This window comes from Streptomyces sp. NPDC085937, assembly GCF_044540535.1.
Taxonomy (GTDB): Bacteria; Actinomycetota; Actinomycetes; order Streptomycetales; family Streptomycetaceae; genus Streptomyces.
On record NZ_JBITSH010000014.1, the window covers coordinates 56,685 to 80,070 of the forward strand.

Annotated in this window: 20 protein-coding genes and 1 pseudogene; 15 read left to right on the top strand and 6 right to left on the bottom strand. The window is 72.6% G+C overall.

Translation table 11 applies throughout. The annotated features are described in order from the left end of the window. The first annotated feature begins 130 nt into the window (after positions 1 to 130). The 10 genes from ACIF8S_RS26225 to ACIF8S_RS26270 all read left to right on the top strand — a co-directional run bounded on the left by ACIF8S_RS26225 (position 131) and on the right by ACIF8S_RS26270 (position 12,327). The gene (locus ACIF8S_RS26225) at positions 131 to 1,063 is read left to right on the top strand and encodes a carbohydrate ABC transporter permease (RefSeq protein WP_400002202.1); all 933 of its coding nucleotides are present in this window, start codon (positions 131 to 133) and stop codon (positions 1,061 to 1,063) included. Continuing rightward, a complete protein-coding gene (locus ACIF8S_RS26230; protein ID WP_400002203.1) occupies positions 1,060 to 1,956 on the top strand; it encodes a carbohydrate ABC transporter permease in 897 nt (298 codons plus the stop codon). The genes ACIF8S_RS26225 and ACIF8S_RS26230 overlap by 4 nt, the downstream gene beginning before the upstream one ends. Next, positions 1,953 to 3,137, top strand: coding sequence for a Gfo/Idh/MocA family protein (locus tag ACIF8S_RS26235; RefSeq protein WP_400002205.1), 1,185 nt, complete (start codon positions 1,953 to 1,955; stop codon positions 3,135 to 3,137). The genes ACIF8S_RS26230 and ACIF8S_RS26235 overlap by 4 nt, the downstream gene beginning before the upstream one ends. Further along, a complete protein-coding gene (locus tag ACIF8S_RS26240; RefSeq protein WP_400002207.1) occupies positions 3,134 to 3,979 on the top strand; it encodes a PmoA family protein in 846 nt (281 codons plus the stop codon). The genes ACIF8S_RS26235 and ACIF8S_RS26240 overlap by 4 nt, the downstream gene beginning before the upstream one ends. After that, entirely contained in the window at positions 3,976 to 5,586 is a 1,611-nt protein-coding gene (locus ACIF8S_RS26245; protein WP_400002209.1) for a family 43 glycosylhydrolase, read from the top strand. The genes ACIF8S_RS26240 and ACIF8S_RS26245 overlap by 4 nt, the downstream gene beginning before the upstream one ends. After that, complete coding sequence (locus ACIF8S_RS26250) at positions 5,583 to 6,950, top strand: ABC transporter substrate-binding protein (RefSeq protein ID WP_400002211.1); 1,368 nt, start codon at positions 5,583 to 5,585, stop codon at positions 6,948 to 6,950. Before ACIF8S_RS26245 ends, ACIF8S_RS26250 begins: the two co-directional genes overlap by 4 nt. Positions 6,951 to 7,065: 115 nt before the next feature. Further along, positions 7,066 to 8,391, top strand: coding sequence for a polysaccharide lyase family 1 protein (locus tag ACIF8S_RS26255; RefSeq protein ID WP_400002212.1), 1,326 nt, complete (start codon positions 7,066 to 7,068; stop codon positions 8,389 to 8,391). An 88-nt stretch (positions 8,392 to 8,479) separates the two neighbouring features. Further along, positions 8,480 to 9,592, top strand: coding sequence for a pectinesterase family protein (locus tag ACIF8S_RS26260; protein WP_400002214.1), 1,113 nt, complete (start codon positions 8,480 to 8,482; stop codon positions 9,590 to 9,592). Beyond that, entirely contained in the window at positions 9,589 to 10,731 is a 1,143-nt protein-coding gene (locus ACIF8S_RS26265; protein ID WP_400002216.1) for a dienelactone hydrolase family protein, read from the top strand. The genes ACIF8S_RS26260 and ACIF8S_RS26265 overlap by 4 nt, the downstream gene beginning before the upstream one ends. Before the next feature lie 144 nt (positions 10,732 to 10,875). Beyond that, positions 10,876 to 12,327, top strand: a complete 1,452-nt coding sequence (locus tag ACIF8S_RS26270; protein WP_400002217.1) for an NCS2 family permease — start codon at positions 10,876 to 10,878, stop codon at positions 12,325 to 12,327. A gap of 3 nt (positions 12,328 to 12,330) precedes the next feature. On the opposite strand, the gene ACIF8S_RS26275 is transcribed toward ACIF8S_RS26270, so the two are convergent. Further along, complete coding sequence (locus ACIF8S_RS26275) at positions 12,331 to 13,206, bottom strand: SDR family oxidoreductase (protein ID WP_400002219.1); 876 nt, start codon at positions 13,204 to 13,206, stop codon at positions 12,331 to 12,333. A 62-nt stretch (positions 13,207 to 13,268) separates the two neighbouring features. On the opposite strand from ACIF8S_RS26275, the gene ACIF8S_RS26280 reads away from it, so the two are divergent. Beyond that, complete coding sequence (locus ACIF8S_RS26280) at positions 13,269 to 13,865, top strand: TetR/AcrR family transcriptional regulator (RefSeq protein ID WP_400002220.1); 597 nt, start codon at positions 13,269 to 13,271, stop codon at positions 13,863 to 13,865. A gap of 51 nt (positions 13,866 to 13,916) precedes the next feature. Here the strand turns inward: ACIF8S_RS26280 and ACIF8S_RS26285 are convergent, their stop codons facing one another. The 3 genes and pseudogenes from ACIF8S_RS26285 to ACIF8S_RS26295 all read right to left on the bottom strand — a co-directional run bounded on the left by ACIF8S_RS26285 (position 13,917) and on the right by ACIF8S_RS26295 (position 16,878). Beyond that, positions 13,917 to 15,374, bottom strand: a complete 1,458-nt coding sequence (locus ACIF8S_RS26285; protein WP_400002222.1) for a peptidoglycan D,D-transpeptidase FtsI family protein — start codon at positions 15,372 to 15,374, stop codon at positions 13,917 to 13,919. 254 nt (positions 15,375 to 15,628) lie between these two features. Then, positions 15,629 to 16,101: pseudogene (locus ACIF8S_RS26290) on the bottom strand (GNAT family N-acetyltransferase). Between the two features lie 3 nt (positions 16,102 to 16,104). After that, positions 16,105 to 16,878 carry an IclR family transcriptional regulator gene (locus tag ACIF8S_RS26295; protein ID WP_024887214.1) on the bottom strand — a complete coding sequence of 258 codons (774 nt, stop codon included), beginning with the start codon at positions 16,876 to 16,878 and terminating at the stop codon, positions 16,105 to 16,107. A 141-nt stretch (positions 16,879 to 17,019) separates the two neighbouring features. On the opposite strand from ACIF8S_RS26295, the gene ACIF8S_RS26300 reads away from it, so the two are divergent. Further along, a complete protein-coding gene (locus tag ACIF8S_RS26300; RefSeq protein ID WP_349791472.1) occupies positions 17,020 to 18,549 on the top strand; it encodes an aldehyde dehydrogenase (NADP(+)) in 1,530 nt (509 codons plus the stop codon). A 20-nt stretch (positions 18,550 to 18,569) separates the two neighbouring features. On the opposite strand, the gene ACIF8S_RS26305 is transcribed toward ACIF8S_RS26300, so the two are convergent. Together ACIF8S_RS26305 and ACIF8S_RS26310 are read right to left on the bottom strand one after the other, a co-directional pair. Continuing rightward, on the bottom strand, positions 18,570 to 19,232 hold the full coding sequence (locus tag ACIF8S_RS26305) for a response regulator (RefSeq protein WP_400002225.1): 663 nt from the start codon (positions 19,230 to 19,232) through the stop codon (positions 18,570 to 18,572). An 89-nt stretch (positions 19,233 to 19,321) separates the two neighbouring features. Then, entirely contained in the window at positions 19,322 to 21,058 is a 1,737-nt protein-coding gene (locus ACIF8S_RS26310) for a sensor histidine kinase (RefSeq protein WP_400002227.1), read from the bottom strand. Positions 21,059 to 21,284: 226 nt separating this feature from the next. Here ACIF8S_RS26310 and ACIF8S_RS26315 point away from each other — a divergent pair, with 226 nt between their 5' ends. The 3 genes from ACIF8S_RS26315 to ACIF8S_RS26325 all read left to right on the top strand — a co-directional run bounded on the left by ACIF8S_RS26315 (position 21,285) and on the right by ACIF8S_RS26325 (position 23,374). Continuing rightward, on the top strand, positions 21,285 to 21,881 hold the full coding sequence (locus tag ACIF8S_RS26315; protein ID WP_400002229.1) for a hypothetical protein: 597 nt from the start codon (positions 21,285 to 21,287) through the stop codon (positions 21,879 to 21,881). A 47-nt stretch (positions 21,882 to 21,928) separates the two neighbouring features. Next, positions 21,929 to 22,537 carry a DUF1349 domain-containing protein gene (locus ACIF8S_RS26320; RefSeq protein ID WP_349791477.1) on the top strand — a complete coding sequence of 203 codons (609 nt, stop codon included), beginning with the start codon at positions 21,929 to 21,931 and terminating at the stop codon, positions 22,535 to 22,537. A gap of 93 nt (positions 22,538 to 22,630) precedes the next feature. Next, positions 22,631 to 23,374: a DsbA family oxidoreductase gene (locus ACIF8S_RS26325; protein WP_400002231.1), complete on the top strand. Its 744-nt coding sequence runs from the start codon at positions 22,631 to 22,633 to the stop codon at positions 23,372 to 23,374. The last annotated feature ends 12 nt before the right edge of the window (positions 23,375 to 23,386 follow it).

Genomic DNA, 23,386 nt, shown 5'->3' on the forward strand with positions numbered 1-23,386 from the left:
CGGGCGGACCCGGCCCCCGCACACCCATGCAGAAAGCGCTTCCTATCGCTCCCTGCCGCTCCCTGCCGCGCACGACAGCCACCCAGCCAGGCACCGCACAGCACGACGTACCGAGAAACGGAGAACAGTCATGGCCCAAGCCGCAGCCGTGGCGAAACCGCCCGCGCCACCGAGGCGGCGCCGTGCCTCCGCCACACCCCGCAGACTCCCCTACCTGCTGATCGCGCCGGCCGCCCTGCTCATGCTCGGGTTCATCGCCTACCCGGTGCTCAGCGTCTTCTGGTACAGCCTTCAGGAGTACAACCCCACCAAGCCCTGGCGGAACGGCTTCGCGGGCCTCGACAACTTCACCCACATCTTCACCGAGGACCCCCTCTTCTGGGACACCCTGGTCTTCAGCGCCAAGTGGGTGTTCGTCGAGGTCGGCCTGCAGCTGCTGTTCGGACTCGCCCTCGCCCTCATCGTCAACCAGACCTTCGTCGGCCGGGGTCTGGGCCGCGCACTGGTCTTCTCCCCGTGGGCCGTCTCCGGCGTGCTGACCTCCGCGATCTGGGTGCTGCTCTACAACTCCCAGACCGGCATCACCCGTTACCTCGCGGACATGGGTGTCGGCGACTACGGCGTCAGCTGGCTGTCGGACACCTCCACCGTGTTCCCGGCGGCGGTCGTCGCCGACCTGTGGCGCGGAGTCCCCTTCTTCGCGATCCTCATCCTCGCCGACCTCCAGTCCGTCTCCAGGGACCTGTACGAGGCCGCCGAGGTGGACGGCGCGAGCCGCCTCAAGCAGTTCTGGCACATCACGCTGCCGCACCTGAAGGACGCCATCATCCTCTCCACGCTGCTGCGCGCCGTGTGGGAGTTCAACAACGTCGACCTGCTCTACACGCTGACCGGCGGCGGACCCGCGGGCGTGACCACGACGCTGCCGCTGTACATCGCCAACACCTCCGTCGACGCACACGACTTCGGCTACGCGTCGGCGCTGACCACGGTGGCGTTCGTGATCCTGCTCTTCTGCTCGATGGTCTACCTGCGGCTGAGCAAGTTCGGAGGCGAGAAGTGATCACCAAGGAGGCCACCACGGCCGCCCCCGCCCCCGCGCCGGCCGTCCCCGAGCCGCCCCGGCCCGCGAAGAAGCGCCGGGCCTGGGACGAGGCACCCCGCTGGCAGATCTACCTGCCGCTCGGCATCTACCTCGTCTTCACCCTGATCCCTTTCTACTGGATCCTGCTGTTCGCGCTCCGCCCGGCCGGCTCGACCTCGCTGGTGCCCTGGCCGATGACCACCGCCCACTTCGAGAAGGTGTGGACCGACCGCAGCTTCGGCACCTTCTTCCAGAACAGCGTCCTGGTCGGCGTCGCCACCCTGGTCATGACGACCCTGGTCGCCCTGGCGGGCGGCTACGCCCTCGCCCGGTTCGACTTCAGGGTCAAGCGGGCGTTCATGCTGGCGCTGCTCTGCTCCCAGTTCGTGCCCGGCGCGCTGCTCCTGGTCCCGCTGTTCGAGATCTTCGCCGAACTGCAGATGATCAACTCGCTCGGCAGCGTCATCATCGCCGAGACGGTGTTCCAGCTGCCGCTGTCGATGATCCTGATCAGCAACTTCATCAAGAACGTGCCGTACTCCCTGGAGGAGGCCGCCTGGGTCGACGGCTGCGGCCGGTTCCGGGCCTTCCGGGTGGTGGTGCTGCCGCTGCTGCGGCCCGGCCTGATCGCCGTCGGCTCCTTCGCCTTCGTGCACTCCTGGAACCACTTCCTGTTCGCCCTGATGTTCCTCAACAACCAGGAGAAGCAGACCATCCCGGTCGGCCTCAACACCCTGATGAGCGCGGACAGCGTCGACCTCGGCGCGCTCGCCGCGGGCGGCATCATCGCGGCCGTCCCCGTCGTGGTCGTCTTCGCCTTCATCCAGAAGTGGCTGATCACCGGGTTCAGCGCGGGGGCGGTGAAGGGATGAGCGCCCCCCGGACCGCGCCCGGCACCCCGCTGCCCGTCGTCCTCGCCGGCGCCCGAGGCCACGGCCGCCGGCACGTCGAGAACATCCGCAGGCTCCAGGCGAAGGGCTTGGTACGGCTCGTGGGCGTCTGCGAGCTCACCCCACTCACCGAGGACGAGTTCGACGGCGAACTCCCCGAGCAGTCGGCCGACTTCGGCGCGCTGCTCGACTCCACCGGTGCCCGTGCCGCGGTGATCTGCACCCCCATCCCCACCCACACCGGCCTCGCCCTCACCGCCGCCTCCCGGGGCGCGCACCTGCTGCTGGAGAAGCCCCCGGCACCGTCGTACGCCGAGTTCCGCAGGATGGCCGACGGGGTCGCCGCGGCCGGCGTCGCCTGCCAGATCGGCTTCCAGTCGCTCGGCTCGCACGCCCTGCCCGCGATCCGCGACCTGGTCGCCGAGGGCGCCGTCGGCCGGGTGACCGGGGTCGGCGGGGCCGGCGCCTGGGTGCGCCCCGAGGCGTACTTCCGGCGGGCGCCCTGGGCCGGCCGGCGGCGGCTCGACGGTGTCGACGTGGTTGACGGGGCGCTCACCAACCCCCTCGCCCACGCCGTCGCCACCGCTCTCGCCCTCGCCGGAAGCACCCGCGCCGAGGACGTCGCCGGCATCGAGACCGAGCTGCTGCGCGCCAACGACATCGAGTCCGACGACACCTCCTGCGTCCGCGTCACCACCGTGCAGGGCGGCTCGGTCACCGTCGCCGCCACCCTGTGCGCGGAGCGGGCCGACGAGCCGTACGTGGTGGTGCACGGCACCAGCGGCCGGATCACCTTCTGGTACAAGCAGGACCGCGTGCTGCTCCAGCGCGCGGACCACGGCCCCGAGGAACTGCGCTTCGGCCGCACCGACCTGCTGGAGAACCTCGCCGCCCACCTCCGGGACGGCACCCCGCTGCTGGTCACCCCCGCCGACACGGGCGCCTTCATGCAGGTCGTGGAGGCGATCCGCAGCGCCGCCGACCCGGTCCCGCTGCCCGCCGAGGCCTGGCACCGCGTCCCCGGTGAGGACCGCCGGGTCGTCCCCGGCGTCGACCACCTGGTCGCCGCCGCGGCGGACCGCCTGTCCCTCTACTCCGAGCTGGGCGCCCCCTGGGCCCGGCCCGCCCACCACCATCTGCCGAACGAGGTGAGCACCCGATGACCGGCAACGACTCCGTGGTGCTGCGCGTCGCCGGCCGGCCCGTCGGCCGGTACGTCACCCGGCCGGAACTGCCGGCCCGGCTCTCCCCGCGGCCCTACCTGCACCCCGTCACCACCCTGGCCGGCACGGCGGTCACCGAGCTGAGCCCCGCCGACCACGCACACCACCTCGGCGTCGGTGTCGCCGTTTCCGACGTCGAGGGGTTCAACTTCTGGGGCGGACGCACCTACGTCCAGGGCCGCGGCCCCACCGAGCTGGACAACCACGGCGCCCAGCGGCACACCGCCTACCAGCGGCGCGAGGCCGACGGCTTCACCGAGGAGCTGCGCTGGGTGGCCGCCCCCGGTGAACTGCTGCGCGAACACCGCACCGTCACCGCGACCGCCCTCACCGCCGGCGCGTGGGCCCTCGACCTCACCTTCGCCCTCACCAACGTCACCGGACGCCCGCTGTCCGTCGGCAGCCCCGCCACCAACGGCCGCCCCGGCGCCGCCTACGGGGGCTTCTTCTGGCGGGCCCGCAAGGAGGACACGGAGCCGGACGTGTTCACCCCCGGCTCCGAGGGGACGGACGCGGCGCACGGGCGGACCGCCGACTGGGTCGCCCTGGCCGGCTCCACCTGGACCCTGGTCCTCGCCGGAGCCACGGAGGCGACCCGCCGCGACCCCTGGTTCGTGCGCACCGAGGAGTACCCGGGCGTCGGTTCCTCCCTCGCCCACGACGCACGGCTGCCGCTCCCGCCGGGGGAGACGGTGGAGCGCCGGGTCGTCACCGTCGTGGCCGACGGCCGACTCGGCCGGGAGGAGGCGGCCGCCCTGGTCGCCGCGGCGGTGAGCCCGTGAGCGCCGACCCGGCCGAGCCCGTCTACCGCAACCCGGTCCTGAACGCCGACTGGTCCGACCCCGACGTGATCCGCGTCGGCGACGACTTCTACCTCACCGCCTCCAGCTTCGGCCGGGCCCCCGGACTGCCCCTGCTGCACTCCCGCGACCTCGTCAACTGGACCCTCGTCGGCCACGCCCTGCAACGCCTCGAACCCGAGGGCGAGTTCGCGGTGCCCCGACACGACTGCGGGGTCTGGGCACCGTCCCTGCGCCACCACGACGGCCGCTTCTGGATCTTCTGGGGCGACCCCGACCAGGGCATCTTCCAGGTCAACGCCCCCGAGATCCGCGGCCCGTGGACCCGCCCGCACCTGGTGAAGGCCGGCAAGGGCCTGATCGACCCCTGCCCCCTGTGGGCGGACGAAAGCGGCGAGGCGTACCTCGTGCACGCCTGGGCCAAGTCCCGCTCCGGCGTCAAGAACCGCCTCACCGGCCACCGGATGCACCCGCACGGCACCGAACTCCTCGACGAGGGCAAGGTGATCGTGGACGGCGACCGCATCCCCGGCTGGTTCACCCTCGAAGGGCCCAAGCTCTACCGGCACGACGGCTGGTTCTGGATCCTCGCCCCCGCCGGGGGAGTGGAAACCGGCTGGCAGGGCGCCTTCCGCTCCCGCGCCTTCTTCGGACCGTACGAGGAGAAGGTGGTCCTGGAGCAGAAGGGCACCGACGTCAACGGCCCGCATCAGGGCGGCTGGGTGCGCACCCCGTCCGGTGAGGACTGGTTCCTGCACTTCCAGCACCGCGGCCCCTACGGCCGGGTCGTCCACCTCCAGCCGATGCGGTGGGACCAGGACGGGGGCTGGCCGGTGATCGGGGACGACGGCGCCCCCGTCACCGAGCACCGCCGCCCGGACCTGCCGCCGCAGAAGCCCGCCGCGCCCGCCACCGACGACGACTTCCCCGGCGGACGCCCCGGCCGTCAGTGGCAGTGGACCGCCAACCCCCGGGACGGCTGGGCCACCCAGCACTCCGCCGACGGCCTGCGGCTCACCTGCGTCCGCACCGCCGACGCCCACGACCTGCGCCTGCTGCCCCACGTCCTCACCCAGCGGCTGCCCGGCACCCCCTGCACCGTCGAGGTGGACCTGCGGCTCGACGGCACCGAACCCGGGGCGCGCGCCGGGCTCGCGGTCCTCGGGGACGCCTACAGCTGGATCGGCCTTCGGCGCGGGTCGGACGGCACGGTGCACCTGGTGCACCGGTTCGCCGAGACGGCCGCGGAACAGGAACGGGACGCCGCGCCCCCGCGCCCCGCCCCCGACGGCCGGGCCCGGCTGCGCGTCGACATCGACGCCGGCGCGCGCTGCCGCTTCTCGTACGACACAGGAGACACCGGAGACACCGGAGACCCCCGAGACACCGGAGACACCGGAGACACCGGAGACGGCACCGGGGGCGGCGGCTTCCGTCCCTCCGGTCAGGTCTTCGCCGCGACTCCCTGGCGCTGGGTCGGTGCTCTGCTCGGCCTGGTCGCCCTGGCGCCCACCGGTCAGGGACACGCCGGTACCGCCACGTTCACGCAGTTCAGGATCCGCATCCAGGAGAAGAGAGCCGACCGATGAAGATCAGCATTCTCGGAACCAGCACGGGCAGCAGGCGCCGCCGCACGTCGGCGGCCGTCGCCCTCGGTGCCGTCCTCGCCCTGACCGCCACCGCCTGCGGTGACGACGGCAGCGGCTCGGGCGGCGACAAGGGCGCCGAGGGCAGCGGCACGGGGAAGATCGTCTTCTGGGACAACAACGGCGGTGTCCGCACCGACATCTGGCAGGAGATCATCGCCGACTTCGAGAAGGCCAACCCGGACATCGACGTCCAGTACGTCGGCATCGCCTCCACGGAGTACCAGTCGAAGGTCGACACGGCCATCCAGGGCGGCGGCCTGCCGGACGTGGGCGGCATCAGCGCGTCGATGCTCGCGGGCTTCGCCGCCCAGGGCGCCCTGGACCCGCTGGACGGGCGCGTCGAGGGGTCCTCCCTCAACGGCAAGCTCAACAAGGACATGGTCGAGTCGCTGCGCGCGGCCGGCGGCGGGGACGACCGGCTGTACTCCGTACCGACCTCCGCCAACAACGGTGTCCTCTACTACCGCACCGACATGTTCGAGAAGGCGGGCCTGGAGGAGCCGACCACCTGGGACCGGTTCTTCACGGCCGCGGAGAAGCTGACCGACAAGGGCGCCAACCGCTTCGGCTACACCATCCGCGGCGGCGCCGGCTCCATCGCCCAGGCCCTCGACGCGATGTACGGGCAGTCCGGGATCACCTCGTTCTGGGACTCCACCGGCAAGAGGACCACGGTCAACGACCCGAAGAACGTGAAGGCGCTGGAGAAGTACGCGGCCCTGTTCAAGAAGGTCACTCCCGCCGCCGACCTCAACAACGACTTCACCAAGATGGTCGCCCAGTGGGACTCGGGCGAGATCGGCATGCTGAACCACAACCTGGGCTCGTACCAGGACCATGTGAAGGCGCTGGGCGCGGGCACGTTCCGGGGCATCCCGCAGCCGGTCGGTCCCGACGGCAAGCGCGTGCAGGTGTCCAACCCGGTCGACGGCATCGGCCTGTTCAAGAGCTCGAAGAACAAGGACGCGGCCTGGAAGTTCATCGAGTTCGCCACCTCCGCGCAGTCGAACTCGAAGTTCAACGAGTCGGCGGGACAGGTGCCGGCGCACGCGGACGCCGCGAAGGACGAGTGGATCGCGAAGGCGGAGCCGACCAAGCTGGCGGCCGAGGCGCTGAGTGACGGTTCGACCACCATCGTGCAGCTGCCGTACTACCTGCCGGACTGGAACACCATCTCCAAGGCGGACAACGAGCCGAACTTCCAGAAGGTGCTGCTCGGGGACATGAGCGCGAAGGCCTTCCTGGACGGGCTGGCCGAGCAGCTGAACGAGGCCCAGGCCGAGTGGGACGAACAGATGGGGTGACGTCGGTCCGGGGCCGGCCCGTCGCCCTTCGGCTGCGGGCCGCCCCCGGCCGGGCGCCCAGTTCCCCGCGCCCCTGAAAGGCGCTTCCCATCCCTGCGAACAGGAGAGCCGCACCATGAACGTTCATGTATGGCATGGGCATGCCAGCAGAGCCGTTGTGCTGGCCGGCTGCACCGCCCTCGTGCTGGCCCTGACCGGTACCGCCGCGCAGGCCCACACGCCGGCGCACCGCGACCCCGCGCGCCAGACCCTGCCCGCGGGCGACGGCTGGGCCTCGTACGGCACCGGCACCAGCGGAGGCGCCGCCGCCGGAACCGCCCGCGTCCGCACCGTGACCGACTGGGCCCAGTTCACCGCGGCCCTCGCGGAGGGCGGGGACGCCCCCAGAATCATCAAGGTGAAGGGCACCATCGACGCCGTCGCCGACGGCTGCGACGCGCTCGCCGTCCCCGGCTACGACTTCGAGGCCTACCTGGAGGCGTACGCCCCCGGGACCTGGGGCCTGGAGCGTGACCTCACCGACGAGCCCGACGACAGCCCCGAAGGGCTGCGCCGCGCCTCCGCCGCCCAGCAGGACGCGGCGATCAAAGTGAACGTCCCCTCCCACACCACCATCATCGGCGTCGGCCGCAACGCCGGGATCAAGGGCGCCAGCCTCCAGATCAAGGACGTCGACAACGTCATCGTCCGCAACCTCACCCTGGAGAGCCCCGTCGACTGCTTCCCGCAGTGGGACCCCACCGACGGCGACCGGGGCAACTGGAACAGCGAGTACGACACCGTCGTCGTGTACGGCTCCACCCACGTGTGGCTGGACCACAACACGTTCACCGACGGCACGCACCCCGACAGTGCGGCCCCGACCCACTTCGGCATGCTCTACCAGCAGCACGACGGCGAGCTGGACATCGTCAAGGGCGCCAACTACGTCACCGCCTCCTGGAACGTCTTCACCGAGCACGACAAGACGATCCTCATCGGCAACAGCGACAGCGAGTCCACCGCCGTGGGCGACCGCGGCAAGCTCAAGGCGACCTTCCACCACAACTGGTTCTCGGACCTCACCGAGCGGACACCGCGCGTCCGCTTCGGCCAGGTCGACGTCTACAACAACCACTTCCAGGCCGGCTCCGGCTACGGCTACAGCTTCGGCGTCGGCAAGGAGTCCCAACTCGTCGCCGAGCACAACGCGTTCACCCTTCCTCGGGGCATCAGCCCGGCGAAGGTCCTCAAGCGCTGGAACGACTCGCCGCTCACCGCCCGGCACAACCTGGTCAACGGCAGGCCCGTCGATCTGATCGCCGTGCACAACGCGGAGATCCCCGAGGAGACCCTGCGCTCCGGCGCCGGCTGGACGCCCGCCCTGCGTACGGCCGTGCACCCCGCCTGGGCCGTCCCGGCCCTGGTCCGCCTCGGCGCGGGCGCCGGCCGACTGCGCTGACCCGCCCGTGCAGCGGGACGCCGGTGCGGTCCGCCCCCACAGCGGACCGCACCGGCCCCCACCTCAAGTCCCCCGAAGGAGCACCCGCATGCCTGCGTACCTGTCCCGGAGGAACGTCCTGCTGGCCGGCGCCGCGGCCGGCTCCGCACTCGCCCTGGCCGCAGCCCCCGCACAGGCGGTCCGCCGCCCCCGTGCCCCGTTCGGCCGCTACGGCTCGCCCCGCGCCCGGCTCACCCGCTCCACCCTGTACGTCCACCCGGCGGGCGCTGGTGACTTCACCGGCGTCCAGGCGGCCGTCGACGCCGCCACCGGCCCCGGACGCACCCTCGTCCTCGCCCCCGGCGTCTACCGCGAGACGGTCTCCGTCCCGGCCGACCGCACGGGCATGACCTGGATCGGCGCCTCCGGAGACCCCCGTGACGTGGTCGTCGTGTACGGCAACGCGGCCGGCACCCCGAAGCCCGACGGCTCGGGCACCTACGGCACCTCGGGCTCCGCCACCACCACCCTGCGCCCCGACGGCTTCACCGCCCGCCACATCACCTTCGCCAACGACTGGCTGCGCGCCGACCACCCCGGCGTCAGCGGCACCCAGGCCGTCGCCGTCAAGGTCATGGGCGACCGCAGCGCCTTCTTCGACTGCCGGTTCCTCGGCCACCAGGACACCCTCTACGCCGACTCGGCCTCCCTGGACACCGTGGCCCGGCAGTTCTTCGCGCGCTGCTACGCCGAAGGGGACGTCGACTTCGTCTTCGGCCGGGCCACGGCGGTGTTCGAGGACTGCTCCTTCCGCACCCTGGTCCGCCCCGACCTGACGTCCGCCCCGTTCGGCTTCGTCTTCGCGCCCTCCACCGCCGTCACCAACCGGCACGGCTTCCTGGTGACCGGCAGCCGCGTCAGCGGTGAGGCGCCGGACGGCTACTACAAGCTGGCCCGCCCCTGGGTGCCCAGCTCCGATCCGACCGCCCGGCCCATGCTCACCGTGCGCGAGACGCACCTCGGCGCGGGCATCGACGCAGTGGCGCCCTACACGAACATGGCGAGCGGGTACCCCTGGCAGCACCAGCGGTTCGCCGAGTTCCGCAACACCGGTCCCGGCGCGGTGGTCACCGTCCCCGCGAACCGGCCCCGGCTCACGCCCGCCCAGGCCGCCACGCACACGCGCCAGACCTGGCTCGGCGACTGGCGGCCCCGGGCATGACCTCCGTGCCCGGACCGCCCGGACTGCCCGGACTGCCCGGACCGCCCGGACTGCCAGGACTGCCAGGACCGCCCGGACTGCCAGGACCGCCCGGACTGCTCGACGCGCTCAAGGAGGACCTGACGTTCCCGCTCGCCTGGGGGACCTCACCCGTCCGCGACCCCGCGCGCTGGCGCCGGACGGCCCGGGCCGCGGTGGAGGACGCGCTCCTCGTCCCCGCCGAACCCGCCCTGCCCTACGACCCCGTACACGTCCCGGGCCCCGAAGGCGACGGTTACACGCGGGAGTTGGTGGAGGTCACCCTCACCCGCCGCACCCGGGCCCGCGGCGCCCTGCTCACCCCGCACGGCCCTGGCCCCTTCCCGGCGGTCCTGCTCCTGCACGACCACGGCTCCCGGTTCGACATCGGCAAGGAGAAATGCGTACGGCCCTGGTACGACGACACCCGGCTCGCCTCCGCCGAGGAGTGGGCCGGGCGCCACTTCGGCGGGCGCTTCCCCGGCGACGAACTCGCTCGCCGCGGCCACGTCGTGCTCTGCCTCGACGCGCTCGGCTGGGGCGAACGCGGTCCGCTCGTATACGAAGAGCAGCAGGCGCTCGCGAGCACCCTCTACCACCTGGGTTCCTCCCTTGCCGGACTGCACGCCCGTGAGGACCAGCGCGCCGCCGCCTTCCTCGCGGGGCTCGACCGGGTGGACGCCCGCCGGGTCGCCGCCGCCGGCTGGTCCATGGGCGGCTACCGCGCCTGGCAGGCCGCCGCGCTGAGCGACCATGTGACGGCCGCGGCGAGCGTGTGCTGGATGACCGGGCTGAAGCAGATGACGGTGCCCGGGAACAACACCCTGCGCGGCCAGTCGGCCTTCCACATGCTGCACCCAGGACTCGCCCGCCACCTGGACATTCCCGACGTGGCGAGCCTCGCCGCGCCCAAGCCGACGCTGTTCCTCCACGGCGCCCGCGACCCCCACTTCCCCGCCGACGGGGTGCGGCACGCGTACGCCAGGCTACGCACGGTCTGGCGGGCCTGGGGCGCCGAGGAGCGGCTGCGGCTGCGGGTCCGGCCCGAGCACGGCCACACCTTCGACTCCCCGATGCAGGACGAGGTGTACGCCTGGCTGGACTCCGTGCCGCGCGCGTGACGTCATGTGCGGCGGGCCGGACGGTGTCCGGCCCGCCGGTATGCCGATCCGTCACACGAAGCACACCGGAACGACGTACGGCACGGGCACAATCCAGCCAGCGTTCAGCAGATCATCACCTCCCGCTCATCGAGGAGCAGTTGCATGTCCGAGGCACAGAAGACGGCCGAACGGCAGGACGCCGGGCCGTCCACGGTGACGGGTGTCGACCGGTTCTTCCGGATCACCGAACGGGGCTCGACGTTCGGCCGGGAGATACGCGGCGGCTTCGCCACCTTCTTCACGATGGCGTACATCCTCGTGCTCAACCCGCTGATCCTGGGCGGTGCGAAGGACAAGTTCGGTGAGCAGCTCGACCCGGTGCAGCTCACCACCGCCACCGCCCTGGTGGCCGCCGTGATGACGATCATCATGGGCGTCGGCGGCAACCTCCCCCTTGCCCTGGCCGCCGGGCTGGGACTCAATGCGGTCGTCGCCTACCAGATCGCCCCGCTGATGAGCTGGGACGATGCGATGGGCCTGATCGTGCTGGAGGGCCTGCTCATCTGCGTCCTCGTGGTGACCGGACTGCGCGAGGCCGTCATGCACGCCATTCCGCAGCCGCTGAAGCAGGCGATCAGTGTCGGCATCGGACTGTTCATCGCGCTGATCGGCTTCGTCGACGCCGGGTTCGTCACCCGCATCCCCGACGCCGCGAACACCACCGTGCCGGTCCAGCTGGGCGGCACCGGCACCCTCACCGGCTGGCCGATGCTGGTGTTCTGCGTGGGTGTGCTGCTCACCGTCGGACTGCTCGCCCGCAAGGTGCGCGGCGCCATCCTCATCAGCATCGTCACCATGACCGTGGTGGCGCTCGTCGTCAACGCGCTCGCCGACGTGGACACCTGGGGTCTGACCACCCCCGAGCGGCCCGACCAGGTCGTCGACGCCCCGGACTTCGGTCTCCTCGGCCAGTTCAGCCTGTTCGGCGCGTTCGGCCAGATCGGCGTGGTCACCGTCGTGCTGCTGGTGTTCACCCTGATCCTGTCGGACTTCTTCGACACCATGGGCACCGTCGTCGGCGTGAGCGCCGAGGCCGGCCTGCTGGACGAGGACGGCAAGGTGCCCGGCCTCGGCAAGGTGCTGCTCATCGACGGCGCAGCGGCCGTCGCGGGCGGCGCCGCCTCCGCCTCGTCGGCGACCTCCTACATCGAGTCGGCGGCCGGCGTCGGCGAGGGCGCCCGCACCGGCTTCGCCAACCTGGTCACCGGCTCCCTGTTCGGCCTCGCCCTGTTCCTGACCCCGCTGCTCACCATCGTCCCCCTGCAGGCGGCGGCTCCCGCGCTGGTCGCGGTCGGCTTCCTGATGATGACCCAGGTCAAGCACATCGACTGGGACCGCTACGAGATCGCCATCCCGGCGTTCCTCACCATCGCCGTGATGCCGTTCACCTACTCCATCACCAACGGCATCGGCGCCGGCTTCCTCGCCTACGTCCTCATCAAGACGGTGCTGGGCCGCGCCAAGGAGGTCCACTGGCTGCTCTGGGGCACCACGGCACTGTTCCTGGTCTACTTCGCCATCGACCCGCTCGAACAACTCCTCGGCGTCGGCTAGAGGCTAGGCCGGCGGCCGGAACGCGGCGGCGTGGTCGGCGGCCCAGCGGCGGAACGTCCGCGCCTCACCCAGGAGGTCGGCCACCGCGGTGGTCACGTGGGCGGGCCGTCCGACCGCCGCCTTCCACGCGCCGAGCAGCATGTCCACCACCGCGCCGGGCGCGGTGCCCTCCGACAGGCGGCGGAACTCCTCCGGTGTCATCTCCTCGAAGGTGACCGGGAGTCCCATGGCCTCCCCGAGGGCCCGCACCTGCGCCGCCTGGGTCATCGACTCGGGGCCGGTGAGCACATGGTCGCCTCCGGCGAGATCGGGGTCGTACAGCGTGCGCGCCGCGACGGCCGCGACGTCCCGGTCGTCGACCGGCGCCGTCTCGGCGGCCCCGTAGGGCCACCGGACGGCCTGGCCGGCGCGGATCGCGGGCGCCCACCAGGCCAGCGCGTTCGACGCGAGCATGCCGGGCCGGAGGATCGTCGCCTCCGGCCCGGCCGTCGTGATCAGCCGTTCGACGTGCGCGTGCAGATCCGCCATGGGGTTGGGCTGCTGGAAGAAGGGGTGCGGCGTCCGGTGCGGGGAGGAGAGGAAGACGACGCGCTGTACCTGGGGCGCCAGGCGTTCGACGACCGCCGCCGCCGTGTCGGGCGGGGCCGTCCAGACAAGGAAGACGGCAGCCGCGCCCGTCAGCGCCGCATCGAGGGACTCGGGTTCGGTGAGGTCGCCGGTGAAGACCTCGGCCTGCGGGGGGAGTGCCGCCGCCGCGTCCGGACGGCGGACGAGGGCGCGGACCGGCACGCCCGCGTCGAGCAGCCGGCCGACGACCAGGCGGCCGATCCGGCCCGTCGCCCCGGTCACCAGCACGGGAGGAGTGATCGTGGGATGCATGCCGCCATGAAAACGTTACTGGGTTAAAAAAGCAACTAGGTAAAAAATGTTACGGTGGGTGCATGTACGAGCCGACGGGACTGCGCGCCCGCAAGAAGCAGCGGACGCACGACGCGATCGCCGACGCGGCCGTCTCGCTGTTCCTGGCACACGGCTTCGACCGCGTCTCGGTGAACGACATCGCCGCGGCGGCCGAGATCTCCAAGCCGACCCTCTTCCGGTACTTCCCCACCAAGGAAGACCTGGTGCTGCACCGGTTCAAGGACCACCACGGCGAGGCCGCACGGGTCGTCCGCGACCGCGCTTCCGGCGTGGAGCCGATGACGGCACTGCACCGCCACTTCCGGGCCGGACTCGACCGGCGCGACCCCGTCACCGGCCTCAACGACCACCCCGAGGTGGTCGCCTTCCACCGGCTGGTGTTCGGTACCCCGAGCCTCGCCGGGCGTCTCGCGCGGTACCGGCTGGAGGACGAGGAGGCACTGGCGGACGCCCTCGGCGAGGGGATCGAGGCGCGGCTGCGGGCCGCCCAGGCACTCGCGGTCCTCCAGGTGCTCGCCCGCGCCAACTGGCAGCGGATCGCCGACGGCCGGACCGCCGGGGACGTCCACCCCGAGGCGGTGGCCGACGCCGACCTCGCGTTCGGCCGGCTCCGCTGACACGGACGGGCCGCCCCCGAAAACGGGAGAGCGGCCCGTGCTGTGCGGGGGTCAGTTCTTCAGGGCTGCCTTCATCGTCGCCCTGGCGATCGGGGCCGCCAGGCCGTTGCCGCTGACCTCCGAGCGGGCCGCGTCGGACTGCTCGACCAGGACCGCCACGGCGACCTTCTTGCCGTTCGCGTCCGACTCGCCGTACGAGGTGAACCAGGCGTACGGCGTCTTGCTGTTGTTCTCGCCGTGCTGCGCCGTGCCGGTCTTGCCGCCCACCGTGGCGCCGGAGATCCGCGCGTTGGTGCCCGTGCCCTCCGAGACCACCGTCTCCATCGCCGACCGCAGCTGCCCGGCGGTCGACGCGCTGACGATCCGCCGGGCCGACGCGTCCTCGTCGTGGTCCTCCAGCACGTCGCCGCCGCTGTCGGTCACCCGGGACACCATGTGCGGCGACATCAGCTCACCGCCGTTGGCGAGGGCCGCCGAGACCATCGCGATCTGCAGCGGCGTCGCCGTCACGTCGAACTGGCCGATGCCGCTGAGGGCGGTCTGCGCCTCGTCCATGTCCGAGGGGTAGACGCTGGGGTAGGCGCGCACCGGCACGTCCTGCTTCTCGTCGTTGAAGCCGAACTTCTCCGCCATCGCCCGCACCTTGTCCTGCCCCAGGTCGACGGCCATCTGCCCGAAGACGTTGTTGCAGGAGTACTGCAGCCCGACCCGGATCGAGGCGTTCTCGCAGGGCGCGTTCGGGTTCTCGTTGCCGAGGTCCCTGCTCGTGCCCGGCAGCGGGTAGGGATCGGGGCTGTCGGTCGGGTCGTCCACCGACGCGTACAGGCCGTCCTCCAGCGCGGCCGCCGCCACGACCAGCTTGAACGTCGAGCCGGGCGGCAGGGGCTGGCGCAGCGCGCGGTTGGTCAGCGGCTTGTCCTTGTCCGCGTTGAGCCGCGTCCAGGCGTCGCCCGCGGTGTTCGCGTCGGTCAGCGCCGTCGGGTCGTACGACGGGGTGGAGACCGCGGCGAGGATCCGGCCGGTCTCCGGGTCGATGGCCACCGCGGCGCCCTTCTTGTCGCCGAGCGCCTCGTACGCCGCCTTCTGCACCGCCGGGTCGATCGTCGTCACCACGTTCCCCGGGCCGGCCCGCCGGTCGGTGACGGTGTCCATCACCGTCTTCAGCCGGGGGTCGGTGCCGTTGAGCAGGTCCGCGTAGATGCCCTCCAGCTGGGTCGGGGCGTAGGCCTGCGAGGCGTAGCCCGTCACCGCCGCGTACAGCGGTCCGTCCGTGTAGGTGCGCTTGTACGCGAGGTCGCCGCCCTTCGTCCGCGCCGAGCCGGTGATCGCCTCACCGCCCACGACGATGTTCCCGAGCGGCTCCGCGTACGTCTCGATCGCGTTGCGCCGGTTGTCCTTGTCGTCCGCCAGTGCCCGGCCCTCGTAGAACTGCACCCAGGTCGCCCGCACCAGCAGGGCGAGCACCAGGAGCAGCGTGAAGACGGAGGCACGCCTGATGGTCCTGTTCATCGCGTCCGGACAGACGAGCGGGAGGGGGCGGAGCGTTCCCGTCCGCGGGGATTCTCATCGGCCGTTCATACGGCGGCCCGCCGGGCGTGAGCCCGCTCACCCCGCCGCACGGGACCGGGCGCACCCGTCGCGGTCGGGCCGCCGCGGGTGCGGGTCGGTGGAGGGCTTGACGCGTGGTTCCCCGCGCCCCTGGGTGAGCTGTCCGGCCCGGCGTCCTGGGATCACCGGTGCCGCGAGCACCCCCCTGGGGCGGCTCAGCCCTCCAGTCCGAGCACGAGTTCGTCGGTCTCCGTGCCCCGCCCCGGCGCGTACGCCCTGGCCTTCCCGGTGACCTCGAAGCCGCACTTGCGCAGCACCCGCAGCGAGCCCGCGTTGTCCTCGGCCACGCGCGCGTACAGCGGACGGTCGGTGACCTCCGCCAGCAGGGCGCGCAGCGCGGCCGTGGCGATGCCCTTGCCCCAGTAGGCGCGGTCGATCCAGTACGTCACCTCGCGCTCGCCCGCCTCGCCGTAGACGGACGCCGTCCCCACCACGTCGCCGTCCGCGAGGACGGTGCGCGCCACGATCTCGGGGAGCTGCGGATGTGCGCCCAGTGGGCGTCGAAGCGGTCCCGGTCGGCGGGGTCCTCCGGGGTGAAGGCGGCCATGCGCAACGCCTCCGGGTCGTTCATCTGCCGGTAGAAGACGGGCAGGTCGCTGTCGTGCACCGGGCGCAGGTCGACGTCCACGGGTCAGAGCCTCCGGGTGGCCAGGGTCAGCCGGTCGCGGGCGTCGAACAGGGCGTCCTTCACCATCTGTTCGTGCGCCGGGGTGAGCCGGGCGACGGGCACCGAGCAGCTGATGGCGTCCCGCGCGGGCGTGCGGTAGGGGATCGCCACACCGAAGCAGCGCAGCCCCAGGGTGTTCTCCTCGCGGTCCACGGCGAAGCCCTGCTCCCGCACCTGGTGCAGCTCCTCGATGAGCTTCTCCCGGTCGGTGAGGGTGTTCTCGGTGAGCGCCGGCAGCGTCTCGGGGAGCATCTTGCGTACCTGCTCGTCCGTGTACGTGCTCAGCAGCGCCTTGCCCAGCGACGTCGAGTGGGCGGGCAGCCGGCGGCCGACCCGGGTGAAGGGGCGCAGGTAGTGCTGGGACTGGCGGGTGGCGAGGTAGACGACGTTGGTGCCGTCGAGGCGGGCCAGGTGGATGGTCTCGGTGGTGTCGTCGGAGAGCCGGTCCAGCGTGGGCCGGGCCGCCGCGACGACCTCGTCGCCGTCGATGTACGACGTGCCGACCAGCAGCGCCCGGACGCCGATGCCGTAGCGGGTGCCCGTCGCGTCCGTCTCGACCCAGCCGAGGTCCACCAGCGTGCGCAGCAGCATGTACAGGCTGGACTTGGGGTAGCCGACGGCCTCCTGGACCGCCGCCAGGGAGTGCATCCCGGGGCGCCCGGCGAAGTATTCGAGCAGTTCAACGGTCCGCACCGCGGACTTGACCTGCGCCCCGCCGCCTGTCTCGCCAGCCGACATCGCCCTTGACCCCTTCGTTCGCCGGGAAATAGTCTCCGAAGCGCATTCACCCACAGAGACAGTGTTCAGTATATCGAACACTCCCGTGGACGACGTACATACTGCGGCATTGCATGCGGCATTCAAGTGGAGGGACCCGCGGTGGCAGCAGCACCAGTCTGGAGTGTCGACCCCCGAACCGGGAAGCAGCGTGAGCAGGTTGCGGTGGAGGCCACAGCCCAGGAGGTGGACGCCGCCGTCCGGGCCGCCGAGGAGGCGCGCGAGGCGCTGACCGACCGCACCGTCCGTGCCGCCTTCCTGCGCTCCGCCGCCGACGAACTGGAGGCCGCCCGCGACCGGCTCGTCGAGGCCGCCGACGCCGAGACGGCGCTCGGCCCGGTCCGGCTCACCGGCGAACTCGCCCGCACCTGCTTCCAGCTGCGCGCCTTCGCAGGCATCGTCGAGGAGGGTGCCTTCCTCGACGTCGTCGTCGACCACCCCGACGACACCGCCACCCCGCCGATCCCTGACCTGCGCCGCTACAAGATCCCGCTGGGCGTGGTCGCCGTCTACTCGGCGTCCAACTTCCCCTTCGCCTTCTCCGTGGCCGGCGGCGACACCGCGAGCGCGCTCGCGGCCGGCTGCCCCGTCGTCGTCAAGGCCCACCCCGACCACCCCGCCCTGTCGGAACTGGTCGCCCGGGTGATCCGGCGGGCCGCCGCCCGGCACGCGGTCCCCGACGGCGTGCTCGGCCTGGTGCACGGCTTCGAGGCCGGCCTGGAGCTGATCCGGCACCCGCTGGTCGCGGCGGCCGGCTTCACCGGCTCCGTCCGCGGCGGCCGGGCCCTCTTCGACGCGGCCGCCGCCCGGCCCGTCCCCATCCCCTTCCACGGCGAACTGGGATCGCTGAACCCGGTCGTCGTCACCGAGGCCGCCGCCGCCGAGCGCGGCGAGGCCATCGGCGCCGGGCTGGCCGGCTCGATGACGCTGGGCGTCGGCCAGTTCTGCGTGAAGCCCGGCCTGGTCCTCGCACCGGCCTCCGCGGCCGGCGACGCGCTGCTGAAGTCCCTCACGGACGCCGTCAGCGACACCGACCCGGGCGTGCTGCTCGACCACCGCATGCGCGACAACTTCCTCGCCGGGGTCACCGAGCGCGCCCAACTGCCGGACGTGGAGTCCCCGGTGACGGCCGGCGCGGGCGGCGACCACACCGTCAGCGCCGGTTTCCTCACCGTCCCGGCCGAGCGGCTGACCCGCGAGGGCGACCACGACCTGCTGATCGAGGAGTGCTTCGGGCCGGTCACCGTCGTCGCCCGCTACACGGACGAGGCCGAGGTGCGCGCGGTGCTGTCCCGGCTCCCCGGCAACCTCACCGCCACCGTGCAGCTGTCCTCCGAGGAGGCGGCGGGAGCGGGCCGCGGGGCGGAACTGGTGCGGGAGCTGACGCCCCTCGCGGGACGCGTGCTGGTGAACGGCTGGCCGACGGGTGTCGCCGTCGCCCCGGCCCAGCACCACGGCGGCCCGTACCCGGCGACGACCTCCACGTCCACCTCGGTGGGCGGCACCGCCATCGAGCGCTGGCTGCGGCCCGTCGTCTACCAGGGCACCCCCGAGGCGCTGCTGCCCCCGGAGCTCAGGGACGACAACCCGCTCGGGCTGCCCCGCCGGTTCAACGGTCGCCTGGAGCGCTGACCCCGTTCAGCAGGCCATGTTCACCCGCCGGCCGGCTCCAGGCCCGCGTCCCGGGCCAGGAGCGCGGCCTGCACCCGGTTGTCGCAGTCCAGCTTGGTCAGGATGCGGCTGACGTACGTCTTGACCGTGGCCTCGCTCATGTGCAGCCGCGCCCCCGCGTCCGCGTTGGACAGGCCCTCCCCGAGCAGGGCCAGCACCTGGCGCTCCCGCCCGGTGAGGCCGGCCAGCCGGCGGCGTGCCTCCTCGGCGCGCGCGGTCGCGGCGGGGGAGGCGAGGCTGTCCACCACGTGCCGGGTGGCGGCGGGGGAGAGGTAGGCGTCACCGGCCGCCGCCGCGCGGACCGCGTGGATCAGCTCCTGCGGCGCGGAGTCCTTCAGCAGGAAGCCCGCACCGCCGTGCCCGAGCGCCCGCAGCACGTTCTCCCGCTCACCGAACGTGGTCAGGATCAGCACCCGCACCCCCGGCGCGGCCCGGCCCATCTCGGCCAGCGCGGTCAGTCCGTCCATCACCGGCATCTGGATGTCCAGCAGCGCCACGTCGACCGCGGTGGTGCGCGCGGTCTCCACGGCCTCCCGGCCGTCGCGCGCCTCCGCCACGACGTCGATGTCGTCGGCCGAGGTGAGGATCATCCGTATGCCGGCCCTGATGAGCGGCTCGTCGTCGGCGACGAGGACCCGGATCACGCGGCCTCCTGCGCGGTGTCGGTGGGACGGCTGAGGGCGAAGCCCTGCCATCATGCCCGATCCCACCGCCGCGCCGGGCCGGCCGTCCGTCAGATCTCGTGCGGGTAGGACTCCTTGGCCACCAGCTTCCCGTCGCGGAAGCAGAACCGGTAGACGATGTCCTCCTCGTCGTCCACGAAGTGCTCGCAGACCGCGTCCTCGGGCAGCGGCGGGCCCTGCTTCTCCACCCCGTCGGTCAGCAGGGAGTCCCCGTCCGGGAACTCCTCGCGCAGCTCCGCCTCGGCGTCGCCGACGCGCGCGTCCTCGTACACGTACGCCGGTATGACTCCCTTCTCCACCTCGTCGATCAGCTTGCCCACCCCCCACACCAGCAGGGCGGCGGTGCCGGCGACGAGGACGACGGCGACGAGGGCGCACCCCAGGGCGACGTTCTTCTTGGTGCTCATGATGGCGGCGTACTCCTTCTGCGGATCGAAGCGGTCGATGTCCGCTCCACCGTCGCCCGCGGCATCCCGCCCGCTCCGCCCCCGAAAGTCGCCGACCGGTGCGACGGACGTCGCGTCCTTCCGCCCGACAGGCGCCGGCCCGTCGCCGTACGGCAGCACACCCGCGACGCGGAACCCGCCGTCGGGCGCGGGGCCGCTGTGCACCATCCCGCCGACCAGCCGCGCCCGTTCCCGCAGTCCCGCCAGGCCCTGGCCGCCACTGATCGCGGGCGGCGCCGCGGGCACCCCGGCCGGCACCGGCCCGTTGGCCACCTCGACCACCAGGCTGTCCGGTTCCTGGCGCAGCTCCACGGTGATCGGGGCGCCCGGCGCGTGCTTGTGCGCATTGGTCAGGCCCTCCTGGACGATGCGGTACACCGCGTGGTCGGCGGCCGGCGCGAGCGGCCGCGCGGTCCCCGAGCGGCGCAGCTCCACCGGGACACCCGCCCCCCGCGAGGACGCGACCAGCGCATCGAGCCCCGCCGCGCCCCGGGCGGGCGGCGCACCCGCCGCGTCCACGTCGGCGCCCGGCCCGGACGCGGGCAGCTCGTCCGTGTCGTCGCGCAGGATGCCGACGGCCTCGCGCAGTTCCCGCATCGCCGACCGGGCGGCCTCCCGGAGGATGCCCACACCCTCCCGGTGGCGGTCGCCGAGCTCCGGGTCCACCTCCAGCGCCCCGGCGTGCACGGCGATCAGGGCGAGCTGGTGGCCGAGGCTGTCATGCATGTCCTGGGCGATGCGCTGCCGCTCCAGCAGCCGCGCCTGCCGGGCCACCATCGCCTGCTCACGCACCAGCTGGACGTTGTGCCGGCGCAGCGCGTCGAGCAGGTCCCGGCGCTGGGCGCGGTACCGGGAGGCGAGCCCCGGCACGACCGCCAGCACCAGGTAGGGGCCCGCGCCGAGCGCCGCCGTCAGCAGCAGCGAGAACTCCAGCGCCTCCTCGCCCCCGTCGCCGAGCAGGGCGCCGGCGGCGTACAGCACCAGTCCGGCGGCGTAGGCGCCCACCGCGTGCCAGGGACGCCTGATCCGGCTGCCCGCCGACCAGCTCGCGTAGATCAGCAGCGGGCCGGTGCCGAGCACCGACCCGGCCAGGGCGGACGAGACGACGAGCACGGTGGCCGGGAGCGAACGCCGGACCAGCGTCAGCACGCCGACGGCCACGGCGAGGGCGCAGGACCGCGCGGTGGACCCGCTCTCCAGGGAGTACGCCGCCCCCGCGGTCCCGGCGAGCACCAGCACGAGGGCGCTCTCCCCGACGATCCGTCCGCGGGACCAGGGGGAGGCGGCGGCCAGCCGGGACAGCAGCGGCCGGGCGGTGCGAGATGTCTGCGCGATGTCCACGCGCAGACCTTAGGGGGCCGCCCCCCGGGGCCCGCATCCTCCCTCGGTCGCGGCCCCGTACGACGAAAGTGAACACCCCAGGCCGGACACCCCCGTCCACTTTGGTCGCCGCCGGATGCGACTTACGGAGACTGCGACCGGACAGCCCGCACGGCGACGATGACGGCGCCGGACGCGGTCGTGGCGGGCCGGCGTCACCCACCACCGAGCACCGGGGAGCGCAGCAGTGGACGCAACGGGACCGTGGCAGAGCCGACGCTTCACCATCACCCAGCGGGCCACCCTGAAGGCCGACCGGTACGTCGTCACCGAGACGCTGCCGGACGGCTCCCAGGGCCGGGTCCTCGCCCACGCCGAGCAGAAGCGCTTCTCGCTCAAGGAGGAGCTGACCTTCTACGACGGTGCCTCCCGGCAGCGGGTCCTGTTCACCGTGAGGGAGCGCACGCTGCTGGACCCGGGCGAGGGCTTCGGCGTGCTGGACGCGGAGGGGAAACCGCTTGGCGCCTTCCACGAGCGGTTCTTCACCTCCCTGGTGCGCTCGACGTGGGTGCTGGAGCAGCCCGGCGCGCCCGACGCCGTCGGCCGTGAACGCAACCGGTTCGTCGCCGTGCTGCGCCGGGCCTGGGGCTGGCTGCCGCTCGACCTGGTGCCGTTCGCGTGGCCGTACCACTTCGACTTCGAGAGCGACGGCAAGCCCGTGATGACCGTCGACAAGAAGATCGGCCTGCGTGACCGCTACCTCGTCGAGGTGACCGTCCCCGACCTCGACCTGCGGCTCGCCGTCGCCCAGGCGGTCGCCCTGGACACCTTCCAGGGCCGCTGACCGGAACCGCCCGCGCGGGCCCGGACGCCGCCTGGAACAATCCCGCCATGGACCTGGACATACCCGAACTCCCCTTCCGCCTGCGGACCTACGGACCCGAAGGTTCCTGGGCCTACGAGGACGGCGTCCTCACCGGATGGGCCGGACCGCGGCAGGACCGCTTCGTGCCGCCCACCGGCGAGTCGCTGGAGTCCGCCGCCGACGCGCCCCGGCTGCTCGGCGCGCCCGAGGGCGACTTCCAGCTGATCGCCCGGGTCACGGTCGGCTTCGGCGCCGCCTTCGACGCGGGTGTGCTCTACGTCCACGTCGGAGAGCGGGCCTGGGCCAAGCTCTGCCTGGAGTACTCCCCGAACGTGCCGACCATCTGCACGGTGGTCACCCGGGGTCACTCCGACGACGCCAACTCCTTCACCGTGGAAGGCAGTTCCTTCTGGCTCCGGGTCAGCCGCACCGGACGCGCCTTCGCCTTCCACGCCTCGCGCGACGGCAAGCAGTGGACCTTCGTCCGTCTGTTCACCCTCGGCGACGAGAAGGAGACCGGGGCCGCCCTGGTCGGGTTCGCCACCCAGTCGCCGACGGGGGAGGGCTGCGTGGTGACCTTCGACCACATCGAGTACCGGCTGCACTGGCCGCCGGACCTGCGCGACGGCAGCTGAGCGCGCCGCCGGGGAATGTCCTCGACTGCTTGAACGTTCATCCGTTGGCGGGGGGAGTCTCCGCAGCCGTACGACCCTGGAGAGAGCCGGCCCATGCGCGTCGAGATCTGGAGCGACATCGCCTGCCCCTGGTGCTATGTCGGAAAAGCCCGCTTCGAGAAGGCGCTGGCCTCCTTCCCGCACCGTGACGGCGTCGAGGTGGTGCACCGCTCCTTCGAGCTGGACCCGCACCGCGCCAAGGACGACATCGAGCCGGTCCTCACCATGCTCACCAGGAAGTACGGCATGAGCGAGGCCCAGGCCGAGGCCGGCGAGGACAACCTGGGCGCCCAGGCCGCCGCCGAGGGCCTGCCCTACCGCGCCCGGGGCCGCGACCACGGCGGCACCTTCGACATGCACCGCCTGCTGCACTTCGCCCGCGAGCACGGCCGCCAGGAACAGCTGCTCGACCTGCTGTACCGGGCGAACTTCGCCGAGGAGCGGTCCGTGTTCGGCGACGACGAACGGCTCGTGGAACTCGCCGGCGCCGCCGGCCTCGACACCGACGCCGCCCGCACGGTCCTCGCCGACCCCGAGGCGTACGCCGCCGAGGTCCGCGCCGACGAGAGCGAGGCCGCCCAGCTCGGCGCGCGCGGGGTGCCGTTCTTCGTGCTCGACCGGAAGTACGGCGTGTCCGGCGCCCAGCCCGCCGAGGTCTTCACCCAGGCACTCACCCAGGCCTGGGGCGAGAGGTCGCCACTGACCCTCGTCACGGGCGGCACCGACGCCGAGGCCTGCGGCCCGGACGGGTGCGAGGTGCCCCGGCAGGAGAACCCGCAGGCCGGCGCGGACGTATAAGCGTCCCTTAGG

Coding starts and splice junctions, on each gene's coding strand:
- ACIF8S_RS26225 (WP_400002202.1), top strand. CDS start 131: ATGGCCCAAGCCGCAGCCGTGGCGAAACCGCCCGCGCCACCGAGGCGG.
- ACIF8S_RS26235 (WP_400002205.1), top strand. CDS start 1,953: ATGAGCGCCCCCCGGACCGCGCCCGGCACCCCGCTGCCCGTCGTCCTC.
- ACIF8S_RS26240 (WP_400002207.1), top strand. CDS start 3,134: ATGACCGGCAACGACTCCGTGGTGCTGCGCGTCGCCGGCCGGCCCGTC.
- ACIF8S_RS26250 (WP_400002211.1), top strand. CDS start 5,583: ATGAAGATCAGCATTCTCGGAACCAGCACGGGCAGCAGGCGCCGCCGC.
- ACIF8S_RS26255 (WP_400002212.1), top strand. CDS start 7,066: ATGAACGTTCATGTATGGCATGGGCATGCCAGCAGAGCCGTTGTGCTG.
- ACIF8S_RS26260 (WP_400002214.1), top strand. CDS start 8,480: ATGCCTGCGTACCTGTCCCGGAGGAACGTCCTGCTGGCCGGCGCCGCG.
- ACIF8S_RS26265 (WP_400002216.1), top strand. CDS start 9,589: ATGACCTCCGTGCCCGGACCGCCCGGACTGCCCGGACTGCCCGGACCG.
- ACIF8S_RS26270 (WP_400002217.1), top strand. CDS start 10,876: ATGTCCGAGGCACAGAAGACGGCCGAACGGCAGGACGCCGGGCCGTCC.
- ACIF8S_RS26275 (WP_400002219.1), bottom strand. CDS start 13,206: ATGCATCCCACGATCACTCCTCCCGTGCTGGTGACCGGGGCGACGGGC.
- ACIF8S_RS26280 (WP_400002220.1), top strand. CDS start 13,269: ATGTACGAGCCGACGGGACTGCGCGCCCGCAAGAAGCAGCGGACGCAC.
- ACIF8S_RS26285 (WP_400002222.1), bottom strand. CDS start 15,374: ATGAACAGGACCATCAGGCGTGCCTCCGTCTTCACGCTGCTCCTGGTG.
- ACIF8S_RS26295 (WP_024887214.1), bottom strand. CDS start 16,878: ATGTCGGCTGGCGAGACAGGCGGCGGGGCGCAGGTCAAGTCCGCGGTG.
- ACIF8S_RS26320 (WP_349791477.1), top strand. CDS start 21,929: ATGGACCTGGACATACCCGAACTCCCCTTCCGCCTGCGGACCTACGGA.
- ACIF8S_RS26325 (WP_400002231.1), top strand. CDS start 22,631: ATGCGCGTCGAGATCTGGAGCGACATCGCCTGCCCCTGGTGCTATGTC.